General features: G+C 46.9%; 13 protein-coding genes. 8 read left to right on the top strand and 5 right to left on the bottom strand.

What is annotated here, in order from left to right; genetic code table 11:
- Window positions 1–22: 22 nt before the first annotated feature.
- Window positions 23–3,022 (bottom strand): serine hydrolase domain-containing protein, encoded by a 3,000-nt coding sequence (locus HMPREF1536_RS04950; protein WP_028730686.1) that lies wholly within the window; start codon window positions 3,020–3,022, stop codon window positions 23–25.
- Between the two features lie 137 nt (window positions 3,023–3,159).
- Here HMPREF1536_RS04950 and HMPREF1536_RS04945 point away from each other — a divergent pair, with 137 nt between their 5' ends.
- From HMPREF1536_RS04945 to HMPREF1536_RS04920, 6 genes are all read left to right on the top strand, one after another.
- Complete coding sequence (locus tag HMPREF1536_RS04945) at window positions 3,160–4,212, top strand: PDDEXK nuclease domain-containing protein (RefSeq protein ID WP_028730687.1); 1,053 nt, start codon at window positions 3,160–3,162, stop codon at window positions 4,210–4,212.
- Between the two features lie 147 nt (window positions 4,213–4,359).
- Window positions 4,360–4,707: a 50S ribosomal protein L19 gene (gene rplS, locus HMPREF1536_RS04940; protein ID WP_028730688.1), complete on the top strand. Its 348-nt coding sequence runs from the start codon at window positions 4,360–4,362 to the stop codon at window positions 4,705–4,707.
- Window positions 4,708–4,870: 163 nt separating this feature from the next.
- The gene (locus HMPREF1536_RS04935) at window positions 4,871–6,052 is read left to right on the top strand and encodes a sensor histidine kinase (RefSeq protein WP_028730689.1); all 1,182 of its coding nucleotides are present in this window, start codon (window positions 4,871–4,873) and stop codon (window positions 6,050–6,052) included.
- A gap of 29 nt (window positions 6,053–6,081) precedes the next feature.
- Window positions 6,082–6,837 (top strand): LytR/AlgR family response regulator transcription factor, encoded by a 756-nt coding sequence (locus HMPREF1536_RS04930; RefSeq protein ID WP_028730690.1) that lies wholly within the window; start codon window positions 6,082–6,084, stop codon window positions 6,835–6,837.
- Window positions 6,838–6,990: 153 nt separating this feature from the next.
- The gene (locus HMPREF1536_RS04925; protein WP_028730691.1) at window positions 6,991–7,428 is read left to right on the top strand and encodes a LytR/AlgR family response regulator transcription factor; all 438 of its coding nucleotides are present in this window, start codon (window positions 6,991–6,993) and stop codon (window positions 7,426–7,428) included.
- 103 nt (window positions 7,429–7,531) lie between these two features.
- On the top strand, window positions 7,532–8,578 hold the full coding sequence (locus HMPREF1536_RS04920; RefSeq protein WP_028730692.1) for a DUF2776 family protein: 1,047 nt from the start codon (window positions 7,532–7,534) through the stop codon (window positions 8,576–8,578).
- A gap of 69 nt (window positions 8,579–8,647) precedes the next feature.
- On the opposite strand, the gene HMPREF1536_RS04915 is transcribed toward HMPREF1536_RS04920, so the two are convergent.
- Window positions 8,648–9,853 carry a BamG family beta-barrel-assembly machinery protein gene (locus tag HMPREF1536_RS04915; protein WP_028730693.1) on the bottom strand — a complete coding sequence of 402 codons (1,206 nt, stop codon included), beginning with the start codon at window positions 9,851–9,853 and terminating at the stop codon, window positions 8,648–8,650.
- Window positions 9,840–11,156 (bottom strand): DUF4270 family protein, encoded by a 1,317-nt coding sequence (locus HMPREF1536_RS04910; protein ID WP_028730694.1) that lies wholly within the window; start codon window positions 11,154–11,156, stop codon window positions 9,840–9,842. Before HMPREF1536_RS04910 ends, HMPREF1536_RS04915 begins: the two co-directional genes overlap by 14 nt.
- Before the next feature lie 267 nt (window positions 11,157–11,423).
- Here HMPREF1536_RS04910 and HMPREF1536_RS04905 point away from each other — a divergent pair, with 267 nt between their 5' ends.
- Both HMPREF1536_RS04905 and HMPREF1536_RS04900 read left to right on the top strand, forming a co-directional pair.
- Window positions 11,424–12,428: a Kelch repeat-containing protein gene (locus HMPREF1536_RS04905; protein ID WP_028730695.1), complete on the top strand. Its 1,005-nt coding sequence runs from the start codon at window positions 11,424–11,426 to the stop codon at window positions 12,426–12,428.
- On the top strand, window positions 12,403–12,762 hold the full coding sequence (locus tag HMPREF1536_RS04900; protein ID WP_225607981.1) for a DUF4907 domain-containing protein: 360 nt from the start codon (window positions 12,403–12,405) through the stop codon (window positions 12,760–12,762). The genes HMPREF1536_RS04905 and HMPREF1536_RS04900 overlap by 26 nt, the downstream gene beginning before the upstream one ends.
- A gap of 90 nt (window positions 12,763–12,852) precedes the next feature.
- Here HMPREF1536_RS04900 and HMPREF1536_RS04895 read toward each other — a convergent pair whose 3' ends face one another.
- Window positions 12,853–16,122, bottom strand: a complete 3,270-nt coding sequence (locus HMPREF1536_RS04895) for an InlB B-repeat-containing protein (RefSeq protein WP_150115603.1) — start codon at window positions 16,120–16,122, stop codon at window positions 12,853–12,855.
- A gap of 135 nt (window positions 16,123–16,257) precedes the next feature.
- Window positions 16,258–17,046 (bottom strand): DUF4469 domain-containing protein, encoded by a 789-nt coding sequence (locus tag HMPREF1536_RS04890; protein WP_028730698.1) that lies wholly within the window; start codon window positions 17,044–17,046, stop codon window positions 16,258–16,260.
- Window positions 17,047–17,284 lie beyond the last annotated feature (238 nt).

Below are 17,284 nucleotides of genomic sequence, written 5' to 3'. Positions count from 1 at the left end.
TATATAAGGTACTGCAAAAATACTAATCTTTTTGGCTTTTTCTATCAATTGACTTATAGATTGCGTCCTGTATGCGTGTTCGTATATCCAATGCACTCAGCTTGCTGTTGGCGCGTGACGGGTTGACCCGGTTGCAGAGGAATATATAAAGTAACTGGTTGGTGGGATCCACCCAGAAGCAAGTCCCTGTAAATCCGGTATGTCCGTAGACGGATGGCGGTGTCAGGCTGCTACAGGGCGAACCTTTATGCGAACCTACGGCCGGTTTGTCGAACCCCAGCCCGCGGCGGCTTGTCGGACTTTTGCTTTGCGTAAAGAGACGGCAGGTTTCGGGCGACAGGTATTGCTCATTGCCGTACTTCCCCTGGTTAAGGAACAGTTGCAGAACCTTTGCCAGGTCGTTGGCGTTGGAGAACAGTCCGGCATTACCGGATACGCCACCCTGGAAAGCGGCAGCTTCGTCGTGCACATATCCCCGGATCAGCTGGCGACGCACGAACCGGTCGTCTTCTGTGGGGACGATCTGCAACGTATCCATCACTTTCAATGGGTTATAGGTGGTGTGACGGGCGCCCAGGCGGCTGTAGAAATCGTTGTGGAGCAGTTGATCCATCGGTTGCTTCATCTGGTTTTCCACCATCATCTTCAGCATGATGAAGTTGACGCAGCTGTACACATATTTGCCGCGTGTACCGAGACGGGAGTCTTTTATCTCCTGCATGATACTGTCTTTGAAAGAGTCGTGGAGATAGAAGTCACGTGCCACTTCGGTCGTGAAACCTGGTTTCTTCTTATCGGAAACCAGGTCGGGCAGGTATTTGAAATCGTTGCGGACAAAGGTCTTTGCGTCGAAGCGCACCGGGTGGGTGGCATTCTTTTCGCGGCTGTAGAGACTACCTTTATAGCTGTCTTTGTCGATGGCATTCAGGTAAAAGTTGATGGTGGAGACTACGCCCGACTGGTGGTAGAGCATTTCCTTTATATTCAGATCCTTTTTATTGGAGTCTTTCAGCTCCTGGATATATTCCGATATCTTATTGTTGAGCGTGAATTTCTTTTCATCATACGCCTTCATGACTGCCAGTAAAGTGCCGGCTGCTTTGGAAGCGGAAGCCAGATCGTAGACCGAATTTTCCCGTACAGGCTGGCGCTCGCTGTAATCGAAATAGCCGAACGATTTGTCATAGATCACCATGCCGTCTTTCGCCACAAGCACCTGACAACCGGGATAGGCTTTCTTTTCCAGTCCCTCTTCTACAATGGAGTCGATCACATCGAGGCGTATCGGGTTGGCACCGGCTTCTTCGGGTTCATGGTAACCCAGCCGGGTCTTTTCCGTAAAAATGCCGGTTCCTGCATAGTAAAGTCCGGGGATGGTAACAGGCAGTTTTCCTTTGGCGGGGATACCTCCGAATATCAGTTGGGCGGCATATTCCTGAGCCAGGGGAGTCGCTTCATATCCCATGACGACTGCTTTGGCTTTCTGTATGGAGTTTTTGTAGTCTTTACAGAAATAGGGCAGGGTGAAGAAGGCGTAAACCAGTTCTTTCTTGCTGGCCAGTGTGCGGAGCAACTGGCTTTCCGGTATCCGCACGGTATGTATGCTGCAAATGATAACATCGTATTTTTCCAGTTGCCTGTAAACCTGCTGAACTTGTGCCGCTGTCGAGCTACGGCTGATACTGAAGCAGGCCACGGAGTCGTAACGGCCCAGCATCTCCTGGAAATCGTTTCCTACGGGTGAACCAATCGACAAGGCGGCAATTTTCTTTTTATCCAGTTGCCGGAGCGGAATCATGTCGGCTTCATTCTTAAGCAGCGTGATTGCTTCCGCATTCAGTTTGGCGGCCAGCCAGGCGGCGTGCGGCGAGTTCAGTCGCTTGCTTAAGCCTTTGACCTCTATCGGACTATATTTGTTAAGACCGGTAATGTATTTATACTGAAGTATCTTGATGCATTTGGCTTCGATGTCTTCTATATTGAGGATACCTTCGTCTATCGCTTCCTTCACGGCAGTGAAGTCATTGATCGGGGCGGCCGGAGCCAGCAGGATATCGTTGCCTGCCAGTAAAGCCTTTACCGAAGGATTGTCCAGCTTACTGGTCGTCGCACCTTTCATGGCCAGCGCGTCAGTAAAGCAGAGCCCCCTGAATCCTAATTCCTCTTTCAGCAATCCGGTGACTATCGGGCGGGAGAGGGAAGAGGGCAGATTGCGTGTTTTGTCGAGAGCCGGAACATAAAGATGCCCGGTCATAACACCTGCATATCCATCATATATGTATCGTCTGAAAGGATAGAGCTCGACACTGTCCAGACGTGCCCGGTCATGATGTACGGAAGGTAGTGTGTTGTGTGAGTCTTCCGAGGTATCTCCATGTCCGGGGAAATGTTTGGAAACAGAGATAATACCTTCCCCTTCCAAACCGCGTGCATAAGCGAGGCCTTTGTCCGCTACCGCTACCGGATTCTCTCCGAAGGAGCGCAGGCCGATTACCGGGTTGTCGGTGTTGCTGTTCACATCTATGTCGGGGGCGAAGTTGATCTGGATCCCCAGTTCTTTACACTGGCGGGCTACTTCTTTTCCATATTCGGTGATCAGTTTATTGTCTTCGATCGCTCCCAGCATCATGTTCTTGGGAAAACGGGTCGTACCGCTTAAACGCATCGACAATCCCCATTCTCCATCCAACGAAACAAACATAGGTACGCGCGAGGCTTTTTGAAGCCGGTTGGTCACTTCAGCTTGCGTCACCGGGTTGCCTTTATGGAAAAGGATACCTCCGATCTTGATTTCATTTACGTACCGCAGGAGCCGTTGCATGTTGCGGTTGTCTGATTTCGGTTCGGCGATCACCATAAAAAGTTGCCCGATCCGTTCATCGTAACTCATCGCGTCAAACACCGAATCTACCCAGTGATTCATTTTTGCCTGATCGACGTTACGGTACATATTAGGAATAGTCTGTGCTTTGGCAGTTAATAAACACACTGCGCAAAACAGTATTGTAAGTATCTTCCTCATCTTCACGTTATCATTATTATCCCTCAAAAATAGGAAAATTAGTTGAAGTTTTACCTGAGTGAAGTAAATGTTTTATCTATCTTTGTATCTGATTGATCAAAGGAATAATATTATTAACTATGAAATAAAGAATCCAAATGGGAAATAAAGAATGTTTATTTGAGAGTCCTGCTCTTTTGACAAATGTCAGACAGTTAATCGAACAAAGTCGTCTCCGAGTCGCTTCCGTTGTAAATTCAGAAATAAGTATGCTTTATTGGTCTGTAGGCAAACTAATTAGTGAGGATATACTGAAGAATGAGCGTGCTGAATATGGCAAGCAGGTCGTTGCATCTTTGTCACAGCAGCTTACATTAATATATGGAAAAGGATGGAGTGAAAAACAATTACGGCATTGTATGCGATTTTTTCAGGTATTTCCGGAGAAACCAATTGTCTCTACACTGTGGAGACAATTGACGTGGTCGCATATTAAAGAGGTTTTACCTATTGAAGATGGCTTAAAACGAGATTTCTATATAGAAATGTGTAAAATGGATCGTTGGAGTGTTCGTATTCTTCGTGAACGCATTGATTCCATGTTATATGAACGTACTGTTATCAGTCAGAAACCGGAAGAAACAATCAGCAGCGAGCTTCAAGCATTAAAAGAAGAGGAAAAATTATCTCCCGATCTTGTATTCAAAGATCCTTATTTTCTCGATTTCTTGGGATTGAAGGATACTTATTCGGAGAATGATTTGGAATCGGCTATTATCGCAGAATTGCAAAGCTTTATCGTTGAGATGGGAGGTGATTTTGCTTTTCTTGCCCGACAGAAACGTATTACTGTTGATAATGAAGATTATTATATTGACCTTTTGTTTTTTCATCGGAGATTGCGTTGTCTTGTTGCTGTAGAACTAAAGTTGGGTCAGTTTAAAGCTTCTTATAAAGGACAAATGGAACTTTATTTGAGATGGTTGGAGCGTTATGAAATGATGGAAGGAGAAAATCAACCAATCGGATTGATCCTTTGTGCTGGGAAAAGTGAGGAGCATGTTGAGCTGATGCAACTGGATAAATGCAATATTAGAGTGGCAGATTATTTAACTAAGCTACCGGATAAGAGAATCCTTGAAGAAAAGCTTAGACTTTCAATAGAGCGTGCAAAAGTAAGGTTAGACAATCGTTCGGATAAAGAGAAATAGGTCATAGCGAGTGAATTATTACTTAAACTATTTGCGTATCAAATAAATCTTTCGTTACTTTGCATCCGCTTTGCGCAATCTCTGTCGGGAGAAGTAGCCCGTTATATTGCGTTTCGTTTAAAATTACAATTAAAAAGCTATAAAACAATGGATTTAATTAAGATTGCAGAAGAAGCGTTTGCTACGAAGAAGGAATATCCTTCATTCAAGAGTGGTGACACTATTACAGTAGCTTACCGTATCAAAGAAGGTAACAAGGAACGTATCCAGCAGTACAGAGGTGTAGTTATCCGTATCTCAGGACATGGTGACAAAAAACGTTTCACAGTTCGTAAGATGTCTGAAAACGTAGGTGTAGAGAGAATTTTCCCGATGGAATCTCCGTTCATCGAAAGCATCACTGTAAACAAACTTGGTAAAGTACGTCGCGCTAAATTGTATTACCTGCGTGCTCTTACTGGTAAGAAAGCAAGAATCAAAGAAAGAAGATTCTAATCCTTCGGGGTTTAATTGCCATAAAAAAAGGTTACTCATTGCGGGTAACCTTTTTTTATGCCCTTATGCGGGCGTTTCGCCGATGTTTTTGTCCGTTTCGTCGGTTTGATTTCCCTTTGACTGCTGAATAGGTTTATCTTTGACCATTATAAATACTATTCTTATGCAACATTCCGTAAAAAACAATCTGGTGATTGGTTTTATCGTGTCAGTGCTGTTAAGCCTGTTTGTTAACTTTTCCATGCTGATGCTTACTTATAAGATGCAGTCGCTGGATTTGCCTTTTCGTGGCAGGCATTCGTTCGGGGACGAGTTCCTTTACTATTCCCTGTTCTGGTTCTTCATGTATGCCTTTCTGTTGTTTATGCTGAACTCGCAGATATATAAGCTGGGCGACCGCCTGTTCCATAATAAAGAATATAAAACGATGCTGTTGGCGGCTGTACTGACGATCGTCTGCGGGGTGGCACTGTTTCTTTTATACCCCGGCGTACAGCGTTTCATCATGACGGATCTCCTGCAGATGGATGAAATGTTTCGGGCGGATAGCTTTACGGTTATGGAGCGGGCTCCCGATATGGCAGTAAAACCCGGGCCGCCCGATCATCGTATGGCTGTAACACTCAGCCGGGGAATAGATCATCCGAGGCCATTCCTGACAGAACATCTACTTATCCTGCTGACTGTCTTGTTGAGTGTCCTTCTGATACGCCTGCTGAATGGAAAACAACAGATGATGCTGGAATATGAGAAACTCAAGACCGAGAAACTCCAAACTTCTTATAACGCCCTGATGGGACAGATCAACCCCCACTTTTTCTTTAATTCCCTGAATGGCCTGAATTCGCTGATACGAAACGGCGAGAAGGAACAAACGCTGACTTATCTCGACGAACTGTCGAACGTGTTCCGCTATATCCTACAGAGCAACAAGAAAGAAATGGTCACCCTGGCAGAAGAATTACAGTTCGTAAAAGCTTACACTTATCTGCTGAGCGTGCGTTACGAAGGCAAGCTATTCTTCTCAATACAAGCGGCTCCCGCTCTTCTGCTTTGCTATCTTCCCATCCTTAGCGTGCTGCCCCTGATCGAGAATGCAGTCAAACATAACGTGATCAGTAAGCAGTATCCGTTGCAAATCGACATTTATACTACAGAAGAGCATGCTTTGGTGGTGTCCAATAAAGTACAACCGAAGGTGGAGGAGGGACATAGCAGCGGCATCGGACTTAAAAATCTCTGGGGACGTTACCGGCTGCTGACCGGGAAAGATATTACGATCTCCAACCGGAAAGAATACTTCAAAGTCTCTCTCCCTTTGCTGGATACGCCGGTCAAAGCATGAATTATGAATTATCGAAACGAAAAGATTGTATGAAAGCTGTCATTATTGAAGATGAAACTGCTGCTGTAGGTAGCCTGAAGGCTATCCTGGCGCAGAACTCCATTATTGCGATCGAAGTAATAGCGGAGTTGGAGAGTATTGAGGAGAGCGTGGCATATTTTCGGGAAGAACCTCATCCCGACATTATCTTTATGGATATCCACCTGGCAGATGGCTCGGCTTTTAAGATCTTTGAGCAGGTAGAGATCGAAGCTCCCGTTGTTTTTACAACTGCTTACGACGAGTATGCCCTGCAGGCCTTTCAGGTAAGCAGTATCGATTATCTGTTGAAGCCGGTTACGCTGGCTTCCCTGGAACGTGCCTTAAGTAAGTTGCGCGTGTTCAGCCCGGAAGAACGTCTGGCACATATCCGGCAAACGAATGACACGATCCAGAAACGGCATGTGATAAAGAGCCTGCTGATCATGCTCACCGACAAATTCTATCCCTTACAGGTTGAGGAGATCCTTTATTTCTATACGATGAACGAAAAGGTGACCGCCTATACTTCCGACGGAAAGCAACACCCGGTAGACCGTACGCTGGATACCCTGAGCGACCAGCTCGACCTGAAAGACTTCTTCCGTGCCAACCGCCAGTTTATCATCGCCCGTAAATCCATCAAGGATATCGACCTCTGGTTCGGCAGTCGCCTGTCGGTCAACCTGACCTTACCCGTTCCCGAACGTATCATTATCAGCAAGACAAAGACGCCTGTATTTAAAAAGTGGATATTGATGGAATAGTTTTCCGGTGGAATACTGCATCACAAAAGCAAGTTTTTTCACCCTGCCACTTCGGGCGATTCACCGATCAAGTTGTACCATTTATCGGTGGTTAACCTTTGTTCACCGAATATTCTTATTTATTTGTAGTGTAAACTAAAAAGAGAATCAACTATGTTGAAATGTATTACTTTCGATGGAGATGCTTCTACGTTGAACACCCTGATGGGTTATTTTGAGAAGTTGGATAAAGCACTCGCTGACGTGCATGACGTTTTGCACAAGGAACAAACCGAGCAACCTATATTTGTTCGGGAAGGAAGTAAGATCATTCGCCTTCGCAGAGAGGAGATCCTTTTTCTGGAAGGCTATGGCGATTACGTCAAGATTCATCGTACAACGGGCAAACCCTTGCTTTCGCAGGTCAGCCTGAAGCGATTTGAAGAAAATCTTACCGACGGATTGTTCTGTCGTGTACACCGCTCCTATATCGTAGCTCTTTCCCATATCAGCTACATCGAGCGGAAAAGGATACGCATCGGTGAGGAGTTGATCCCCATCAGCGATTCTTACCTGCCTGCCCTTATGGGGCGGCTGGCGTTGCAGGAATAGGTAGATCCTGTTCCTGATAACTAAAAAGATTCTATAAAAATGTAATTGGAGAAACAATGCCGTGATTCCGTCTGTTTGGAGGAAAATTAAAAACAAATAGACTATGAATTACGGCATTAGTGTTTTATTTAGGGCAATCCCCTTGTTGATGGCTTTGTTTTGTTTCGGTTATGGTTTGTTCGTTTATGAATATGGAACAGATCCGGGTAAGTTTGTGGCAGGGCCGGTAGTATTCTCTCTGGGGATGATCTGTATCGCTCTCTTTTCCACAGCGGCAACGATTATCCGGCAGATCATAAACACCTTCGGGATGGTGAGCCGGTACGCACTTCCGGCACTCGGTTATCTGTCTGCACTGCTGACGGTGATCATCGGGATCCATATAATGGAATCGCCCGATACTTCATCGTTCGTAGCCGGTCATGTTATCTGCGGAGTAGGGCTGATCACAGCTTGTGTGGCTACTACGGCTACCTCTTCCACCCGCTTTACGATGATCACCGTCAATTCCAAAAAGACGGATCACGATGTCCCGCCCGAAGCGTTTACCCGTGCACAGGGATTGACCTTGATCGCTATTGCCGGGCTGATTGCACTAGCTGCTTGGATATGGGCTTTCTGGTTGCTGGCCAACAGCGGGCATGGTTCCAAATATTTCGTGGCCGGACATGTGATGATCGGATTGGCTTGTATCTGTACCAGCCTGATAGCATTGGTCGCCACTATTGCCCGCCAGATACGGAATATCTTTTCACCGACCGAACGTGAAATATGGCCGATCATGGTATTGATCATGGGTAGCCTGTGTGTTATCTGGGGAATAATCCTGATCCTGGCGACAGCCAATGCGGCAAGCGGTGCTACCGGCTATATCATGATCGGACTTGGATTAGTTTGTTTCAGCATATCCAGTAAAGTGATCCTGTTGTCGAAGATATGGCGGCACGAGTTCAAGCTATCCAACCGTATACCGTTAATTCCGATCTTTACGGCACTGACTTGCCTGTTCCTTTCCGCTTTCCTGTTTGAAATGGGCTCGGTTCATGGATATTATTTCGTACCGGCCAGGGTTTTGGCTGGATTAGGTGGTATTTGTTTTACCCTATTTTCTATTGTCAGTATCTTGGAGAGTGGAACGTCTTCCAAATAAATAATTTATATTCTTGATATATTGCAGGGGCAGGTTTAATTGATCTGCCCCTTTTCTTATTGAAAACCCTTACAACTTTATCTTATAAAACAACTCGCTCAACGTATAAGTCACCGTTATCCCTATGACGTCTTTTTGGTAGGTATTGTTTTTTAGTTTGGTGCGGTCGTAGAAGAGGGCGGCGTTGATCTGTCCGTTGGAGACAGGCAGGCCGAAACCTAAACTGGCCCGCCATGAAAGGCCGGATTGCCCGCTGATGTTCATATAAGGGGTGGAGACGTCCAGTCCGGCTTTGTAAGACATCCGTTTCCAATAGCTGCTTGAAGAATACCCGTTCGGGAAGTAACAGACTCCGGCACGTACTTCGTGTGCATCCTTGAACTTCACCCGGCTGTCGTTGGATATCATGGAGCTGTATTGCTGAAACTTATAGTCGAGCGCATACGTCCATTTCCGGTAGACCAACGATCCGCCGATCCCCATGTACTGCGGGATATATTGGGAGGAACTCTTGTCGCTTTCTTCCGTTTCCACGTTCCCGTTCGTTATGATGGTCGAATTATCCATCTTCAGATGTTGCTTGTATCCGTAAACCGCCCCGAGCGTAATCGATTTATCCTTGGCAATATTCCGGTGATACTGGATCCCGAAATCAGCATAAAAGGCATTCGTATACATTTTGTTTTCGACAGTCATGCTACCCTGATTCTCCGACGCCTTTATATTCCCGAAAATATAATTCAGGTTCACCCCGACGGTCAAATGTTTGGAAAGCATGAAGGCATTGGTCAGATACACCTTGGAAAGACCGCCGTATCCTTCGAAGGTACTGGTATAGTAAGAGTTGGGCGAACCTTCCAACGGCTGCGTACTCTGGAAATAGTAACCGACCGACGAGTAAGGAGTCAGCCCGGCAGCCATATACCAGCGGGGCATGATCCGTCCGGCTAACGCAAAAGCCGATACGTTGCCGGAGAAAGCATCGCTGCTTCCGCTTTTCGACTTATACGATTCGCTTTTGGCGAAGGCGGACGTTTCGGCAAAGAGCCTGCACGAGTCGAGCCCCGAAAGTCCGGCCGGGTTCTCTGTGTTTATCAACGAGGAATGACGCATCCCGGTGGAAACCCCACCCATCGCCGAATTGGAGCCGTACAATCCGGTTACGATCTCACCGATACCGAACATGGAATAAGGCGAGGAAGTCATAATATTTTGCGCGTTTGCTGCCGTTGCAGTCAGCAGGAGGGAAGAGAATATATACTTAATAGCTTTCATATATTTTGTAGATTAGCTGTAATACGATGGGCGATTTGCTTTGACGGTCGCCAAAGGTCATGTTCTTGAATGTTTGGGTGTAGCTGTCTTCGTTCAGCACCAGTTGCAGGTTATGCTTGTTTATTCCGATTGTACCCAGTTCCTGCTGCATAAAGTCGGTGACATCGAAATAGTAATACGTATTTTCATTATATACATTATCTTTTACAAGCGTTCCGCCCTGAACCTCCGATCCGAGGTAGTCTTTTACGGCATCGGTAACGACGTTGTTCTCGTCGGCAATATAGAGATAGATACTGTCGGGGAGCGCATTTATATCCGAGTAGGTGCCCAGTTCGGGGTACAGTTTGAGCATGGCCGACTCTATCACCACCCTTTCCCCCAGTTTCATGATATTGTTGAGGTGGGGGAACTCCAACCGGGTGAACCAACCCAACCCACCGAATAATACACCCCGGTTGTCGAGAGCTTTGGAAGGTATTTCAACGTCCTTTGCAGGATAAGGCTCCATCAGGGTTCCGCTCCTGTCGTGATCGATATGGCTGAAGTGAGTGGAGGTGTTAGGGGCGAACACCAGCTCCTGCTCGTTACTCTCTTCCCCGATGATATGGTAATGCAATACCATTGTCGACATCGTATCGGCCAGTTGGAAAGAGAGTATCGAATGGCTGTCCGGATTGTCGGGAACTATAACGACTCCTTTAAAGTAATTCTCAAAACGTTCGGACGACACTGCTTCATCCCGTTCGTGGAAACGGGTCAGCAGGTTTTGCCCCAATTCGTCCGGCAGGCGGATTTCCAATCTGTTGCCGGCCAATGGGCGGGGTTTGAACCTGCAACTACCTATAGGAGTAGGATCGTAGGTAAAGGAAGAGGTATTATATAAGTAACCGTTGTCGTTGAGGAGAACCTTTTCCGTTAGCTGGTAAACCGAGAACTGCTGATACTGTAAGGTATCGCCCAGGCAATAACTACCGTACGACAGCGACAGGATCAGTGAGTCCAACACTACTGTCTTGCTGATATCCGTGCTGTAAGTGGGGCGTGTATAAGGTATATATCCCGTCGATTTCATCGTACCCCAAAGCGAATGCGTATATTCTCCGATCAGTGCCACCCCTGTCCCGGATGTTTCCAGCGAGTCGATCAGTACGGAAGTGATGACGACTGTTGAGGTATCGGTACTGATATTGCGAAAAACCGAATCGACCAGTCCGTTGCCGTATTTATTACTTTCGTCATAGCAGGAAGAAAGCAGGCAGCCGGAAAGGCATATCCAAAATAGAAAAAGAATCTTATTCATATACATTATATATATTAGTAATAGAGTCTGTTGATCGGGCAAAGAACCGCAATCGCCTATTCTTGTGCAAGAATAACCTGTCAAACGCTGATATTGCTCCATTAACGGTTGAAATCGGCAGGTCAACCAGTCTGCGGGGTGCGGGAGGGGGCTTTACCCCCTTTTTTAAGGCATTCACCGAGCAGGATGGCCTGTTTGCCGATTTAATTTGCCGGACAACAAAAAGCCCTGTTCTTTTGTGACCGTAAAACAGTAACACGCTATATGATGACACAAAAAAGATTATTTCTATTCCTGATAGCACTGCTTCCGGTGATGATGATCTCCTGCGGTGACGATGATGACGATGATTTGCAAGGTAAATGGTATCGTATGTCCGACTTCGACGGTCTTGCCCGTAGTTATGCATCTTCGTTTACCATCGGGAACAAAGGATATTTGGCCTGCGGGTATAATGGGAAAACGAAACCTCTCTCCGACGTATGGGAATACGATATGGATCGGGATTCATGGACACAGAAGGCCGACTTCCCCGGTGTAGCCCGCAACACGGCCACTGCAATGACTATCAACCAGAAAGGCTATTTAGGCACTGGTTATGATAGTGAAAACTATCTGAAAGACTTTTGGGAATACGATCCGGCGTCGAACACCTGGACACAGAAAGCCGATTTCCCCGGTTCAGCCCGTTATGACGCGACTGCGTTCGGGATCAACGGGAAAGGATACATGGGTTCCGGTTATGACGGCAACTATCTGAAAGATTTCTATGCTTTCGACCCGTCTACCAACAGCTGGACACAGATCGTCAGCATCGGCGGAAGCAAACGCCGCGGGGCGACCAGCTTTGTACTGGATAATATCGCCTATGTCTGCTGCGGTACGAACAATGGAGGATATGTGGATGATTTCTGGAAGTTCGACCCGTCTGACGGGACATGGACGCAGTTGCGCGATATGTCGGACTCCTCGGATGAGAGCTATGATGATGATTATAATATAGTACGGACGAATGGCGTAGCCTTAGTCATCGACGGGGCAGTTTATCTGGCCTGCGGTGAGAGTGGAGGCGTACGCTCCGATACTTGGAAATACTATCCTACAACCGACTTGTGGGAGAAGGTAGCCAAGTTTAAGGGAACAGCCCGTAGCGCCACGGTCGCTTTCTCCAATGGTGAGAGAGGATTCGTAGCAACCGGTAGTAGCAGTACCTATTACTTTGATGACATTTGGGAACTTCGCCCTTATGAATTTGATGATGATGACTATTAAAGGTAGAAAAGCCCTGTGGGGGCTATGCGTACTACCGGTACTGATTCTATTTGTTTACATCTGTTCCGGAGAAAAGGGGTCTCCGGACGGCCGGCAACCGGAGTTGCAAACGTATCGATTGGGGAATGGCTGGGGATACCGGATCCTGATGAATGATAAAGTGTTGATTGATCAACCCACCATTCCTGCAATTGATACATTAATGGCTTTTCCCGATGAGGCGAGTGCCCGAAATATCGGTTCGCTTGTCCGTGACAGGATTGCCAATAATGAAAACTTCTCTATAACAAAAGAAGATATTCAACATTCACTCTCTGATTTAAATAAACGATAATTCAACGTAAACGTCGAAAGGGCGGCCAGTGATGGTCGCCCTTTCTTTTTGGGGTAAGTGCGGTTCGTGAACCGCACTTACGAACTGCCCTTACAGGAGCACCTTGAACCGTTCGTCTCCGATGCGGACGAGGTAGACACCTTCCGGCAAGGGAAGGGCTATGGCTTGGCCTGTGGTGACAGGTTGCAGCTTTTGCAGTCTGCCGTCGGCGGTGAAGATATAAGCCTGACCGTCGGTGCCCGCTTCGATATGCAGATAACCTTCGGCAGCCCATACTTTGGACTGGTTTGCCGTAACCGTTTCGTTGCCTACCGGATCGGGGTTCTTTATGATACCGTCGATCAGGATTTGCACATCGCTACGCACATACTTGACGATATATGCGCCGTCACTACTGCGAGGTTGAATTGTTTCACCCCGGTCGGTTGTTATCACGGGCTCAGACTTATCGTACTCCTTATCGAGGGTCAGATAGAAACGGAAACTGCCCCATGCTTCCACTTCATAATCGCCTGCTACGGGATCGGTGGTTGCTCCTTCTACTGCCGGAAGGGTTACCGTGTGGTAGACTGTCGGGGTAGTGGAACCACCTCCGTCACCTTCATTTCCTCCTCCGGATTTTGCTTCAAACTCGGCGGAAAGAGTGATGTCGCCTGTAACGGTATAGGTGTTTCCGTTGATCGGATTTCCGCCTGCCGTCAGCTGTTTCAACTGGTAGCCGGTGGCGGGGGTGGCGGTGATCGTGAGTACGGAACCTTTGTCTACGGTATTTGCACCTGGGGTCAGGGTTGTCCCGTCAGGTTTCTTAACTTCGATGCTGCCGTTGGCTATTGCTGCGTCTACTGTTACCGTGTGAGTCATTGCAAATGTAGCTTCGACAGTCAGGTCGGTACCTTTTGTGGCAAGGTCGCTGCCAACAATATAGCTGCTGCCGGATGTAAAGTTGCTACCGGATACTTTCAATGAAGCCGTTTTGTAAGAACTGTTCGGTTTGGCTGTGATGGTCAGTTCCGTATTTGCCGGTATATAATCGCCATCGTTGTAGAGGGTGCCTCCGGAGGTACTCTTAACTTCGATGTTTCCGTTTGCATCCGATGTAGTTGTCAGTTTAAATCCGATATAGAGTAATTTATCTATATCGCCCTGACCGTTGATAAGCGCTCCACCTGTTGTTTTCAGCTTGGGTAGATTGGGGCCGGCTATTGCCTTGGTAGTAGTAGTCATATCAGTCCATGCGATATTCCATGCATCAGGGTCGGAAGGCGTACAGTTTGCTCCGTTCCAGTCTCCTCCGTCGTTTTTATCCGCACCGATTGCCGTCCAGCTGCCGGGCATTAATGTGGTTGCGTAATTGTTGGAGAGAGTCGCACTTGAGTTATATCCCTTTTCGCCCAGAATACGACCGGAATGGAAATCCGGACGGCCATCCGTGTTTGTTAAATCGAATTCTTCTTTGCTAAGAGCCAGGCAATTCGTTATACGACTCTGTTCTGTCGGTTGACCATAAATACTAGAAACACCTCCGATTATACCTCCGGCATAAGCGCTACCACCTCCGCCATCACCGCCGTGTATCCCTTTTATTTTACAGATCGAATAGCAGTTGCTGACAGTCAGGTTTGTTCCGGAGCCTGCAATGCCACCTCCATAAACTAAATAGGTAGACACAAGGCTTATATTACAGGTGGAATAACAATTCAGAATGGTAGATTGAGATCCTTTTCCGATGATACCTCCAGCAGCTGTAGAGCCGAATGAGTTTAGATCTGCTATTATCGCTCCTCCTGTCGTGTAACAGTTTTGAATGGTGGAATTATCTTGAATCTCTCCGGCTATACCTCCAACAAGAGTATTACTAGCTCCTGTCGAATTGAGCGTTCCGAACTTTACCCCCAGATTCTCGACTGTCCCGCTTTCAATGACACCAAATAAGCCAACTTGTGTTGCCCCTTCCGCGTTCAGTCCTTCGATTACATAACCATCGCCGTTAAAGGTTCCTTTGAAAGGGGTGGCAGTCGAGCCGATCGGCGTCCAGTTGTTGCCGTTATAGCCGGTCAGGTCGATATCGTTTGTCAACTTGTAAGGGCCTGCCAGATGTGCTGCATTCGTATTGATAGCGGCCAGCTCGGCTGCGGTACCGATGGAGATTGGTGTTGTCTCTTTGAAAACGTAGGGTTGTGGTGTTGATGACTTGAACGGGTTTGTATCTTCCTTCTTTAAGGTAGGCATACATTTATCCCAATTGGCGTTTGCTGCCCATTTTCCGGTACCTGTCCAGGTGGAGAGAGGGGCGGCACCATCATCTTTATTATCCCACTTCGTGCCATTTGCGGCATTGCCATAACCAGACTCAACTCCGTTTAAGGTGGTTAGCGGAGAGACATAATTGGTGGTGAAGGAGTTACTGCTCTGGGCAATGGCATTGCTACTGACATAATAATTTCCGCCGTTTTGGTCTACATCGACAGAAGCTACTATGCTTCGGCTTAAAACCAGACAATTGGAAATTGCAGAAGCCTGGTTAGTTATGCCTGCGGCATAACAGTGTGAAGAATCGATAGTCTTCGCATGTGCCCTTAATTCACCGGAATACCAACAATTTGTGATGGTTACATCAGTGTCCCACCTAGATCCAACTATTCCTGCTATCCGGATACCTGTTGTTGCCAGATTAGCATACGCTACTGCATTGTCGAATTCGAGGGTTATATCTGTTGTTCCATAACAGTTTTGGATCGTTGTATTCTCGGCTATACCGGCTATGCTACCCATCAGGATCGTAAACTCAGCATCCCATGTTGGAAAGTCTCCATCGCAATAAATACCACCTCCGGTCACGTAGCAGTTTTCTATTGTACACTGTTTTGCTTCTCCGACTATTCCACCAGCCTTGATAGTTCGAAGATCACTGATACATATGCCTTCCGGGGCAATTACCACCCCCAGGTTCTTAATAACGCCGTTCTGGCCAACCTGTCCGAACAATCCTTTGTCCTCGCCACTTACGCTTGCCGGGATATGTAGTCCGGATATTGTGTATCCGTCTCCGTCGAAAGTGCCGGCAAAGTATTTGTTGAAACTGGAACCTTCTTCCATTCCGATCGGCGTCCAGGCGGTGCTCCCCAGGTCGATATTTTGCGTGAGTTTGAAAAACTTGCCATTAAAGGTTGTAGAATGGTTCGCTATCTGGTCTGCCATCCATTCCAGATGCGCCCGCTCGCTGATTTGATAAGCGGAACCCTCACTATTACCGTCTCCGGAGGGTTGTCTGCCTTGTCCCCATGCCATCATTGGCAGGAGATAAACCATAACGACCGTCAGTAGTAGCCGGAAAGTTGTTTTTAGTAAATAATGTTTCATGTTATATTTTATTTAATTGATATATTGTCGTCCTATCCGCTCACATAGGGTGAGCCTATACGGGAGCATAGGGTGTCCCTATCCCCTCACATAGGATGACCCTATACGCTCACATAGGGTCATCCTATAAAAAGTTTATTCGATTACGGGGCGGTCGTCCTCGCCACTTCCGCCGCCATCACCAACAGTGAGTAGATAAGGGAAACGGTTGCGGCGTACGGTTTTCACTGTCTGCTGGTTGCTACCGCCGTATTGGGTGGCTACTTCCAGATAATATTTACCATCGGCCAGTGCCGGGATAATGAAGGAGAAGTAAGAAGGATCGTTGCGCGAAATGTAAATCATCGGGACAGCCGTTTCTGCTTCGGTCTCCGAGTTGATAAAGAAGAAACCTACGGTATTGCCTTCTGTACCTACGATTTTAACCCGTTTGCCTTCACCATTGAGGGTATTTCCCGGAGTGATCTTTCCGTTTACTGCACCGGAGAATATATCGGTCACTTTGGTAACGGTCGGAAGGCCTTCCACTACTTCACCGATGATCACGCTGATACCTTTCATATCCGTTTTAACTTCCTTAATGGGAGTGCTGCGGAGAGTGACGTTATTCTTTGCCGGATCGAATTTAGCCTTCGGCCCGATAAAGGAACCGTCTATTCCGAGAGAGTTGTTTGTCAATCCGAATTCTACGGTAGAACCGGAGTACAATTCATCCTTTGCAGTCGCCTTCAGATCGTTGTGGGCGGCCAGTAATTCGGAAGCAGAGAATTTGCTTTTACCGCTTGCTGCGATATTGCAGAGGTCTTCGATCGAGCGATTTGCCACGTAAGTAACGTTGGCAGTGAAGTCGTCTTCACGCTCTGTCAGCATGTTAGCCACTAAGGTGGCGACGATGCTACGCTTTTTAGGTTCGTTTGTTGCCATAGGCTTTATTAGATTTATTAAGTTCGACTAGAACTGTGGCAATAGCATTGATTTTCACGTTAGGGAAGCTCTTAGCCTTGTACTAAATACGATAGGATCACCGATATATCCATAGAGTTGGAATGTGGTTTGTCCTGCTTGTGGTACTCTGAGGGTACCAATTATATGACTGAAAAAGATAGAATAAGTATCTTTTTTAGCGTTAAACCTTGATTATAATCTTATGATATAAGTTGTA

Origin of the sequence: Parabacteroides gordonii MS-1 = DSM 23371 (assembly GCF_000969825.1) — a bacterium.
Taxonomy (GTDB): Bacteria; Bacteroidota; Bacteroidia; order Bacteroidales; family Tannerellaceae; genus Parabacteroides; species Parabacteroides gordonii.
The sequence above is the reverse complement of the archived record's forward strand: the minus strand, read 5'-3'. Positions and strand labels throughout refer to the sequence as shown.

Excerpts from the sequence above, each read along its gene's own strand:
- HMPREF1536_RS04900 (WP_225607981.1), top strand. The coding sequence starts at position 12,403 with ATGAATTTGATGATGATGACTATTAAAGGTAGAAAAGCCCTGTGGGGG.
- HMPREF1536_RS04895 (WP_150115603.1), bottom strand. The coding sequence starts at position 16,122 with ATGAAACATTATTTACTAAAAACAACTTTCCGGCTACTACTGACGGTC.
- HMPREF1536_RS04925 (WP_028730691.1), top strand. The coding sequence starts at position 6,991 with ATGTTGAAATGTATTACTTTCGATGGAGATGCTTCTACGTTGAACACC.
- HMPREF1536_RS04935 (WP_028730689.1), top strand. The coding sequence starts at position 4,871 with ATGCAACATTCCGTAAAAAACAATCTGGTGATTGGTTTTATCGTGTCA.
- HMPREF1536_RS04920 (WP_028730692.1), top strand. The coding sequence starts at position 7,532 with ATGAATTACGGCATTAGTGTTTTATTTAGGGCAATCCCCTTGTTGATG.
- rplS (WP_028730688.1), top strand. The coding sequence starts at position 4,360 with ATGGATTTAATTAAGATTGCAGAAGAAGCGTTTGCTACGAAGAAGGAA.
- HMPREF1536_RS04910 (WP_028730694.1), bottom strand. The coding sequence starts at position 11,156 with ATGAATAAGATTCTTTTTCTATTTTGGATATGCCTTTCCGGCTGCCTG.
- HMPREF1536_RS04890 (WP_028730698.1), bottom strand. The coding sequence starts at position 17,046 with ATGGCAACAAACGAACCTAAAAAGCGTAGCATCGTCGCCACCTTAGTG.
- HMPREF1536_RS04930 (WP_028730690.1), top strand. The coding sequence starts at position 6,082 with ATGAAAGCTGTCATTATTGAAGATGAAACTGCTGCTGTAGGTAGCCTG.
- HMPREF1536_RS04945 (WP_028730687.1), top strand. The coding sequence starts at position 3,160 with ATGGGAAATAAAGAATGTTTATTTGAGAGTCCTGCTCTTTTGACAAAT.
- HMPREF1536_RS04905 (WP_028730695.1), top strand. The coding sequence starts at position 11,424 with ATGACACAAAAAAGATTATTTCTATTCCTGATAGCACTGCTTCCGGTG.
- HMPREF1536_RS04915 (WP_028730693.1), bottom strand. The coding sequence starts at position 9,853 with ATGAAAGCTATTAAGTATATATTCTCTTCCCTCCTGCTGACTGCAACG.
- HMPREF1536_RS04950 (WP_028730686.1), bottom strand. The coding sequence starts at position 3,022 with ATGAGGAAGATACTTACAATACTGTTTTGCGCAGTGTGTTTATTAACT.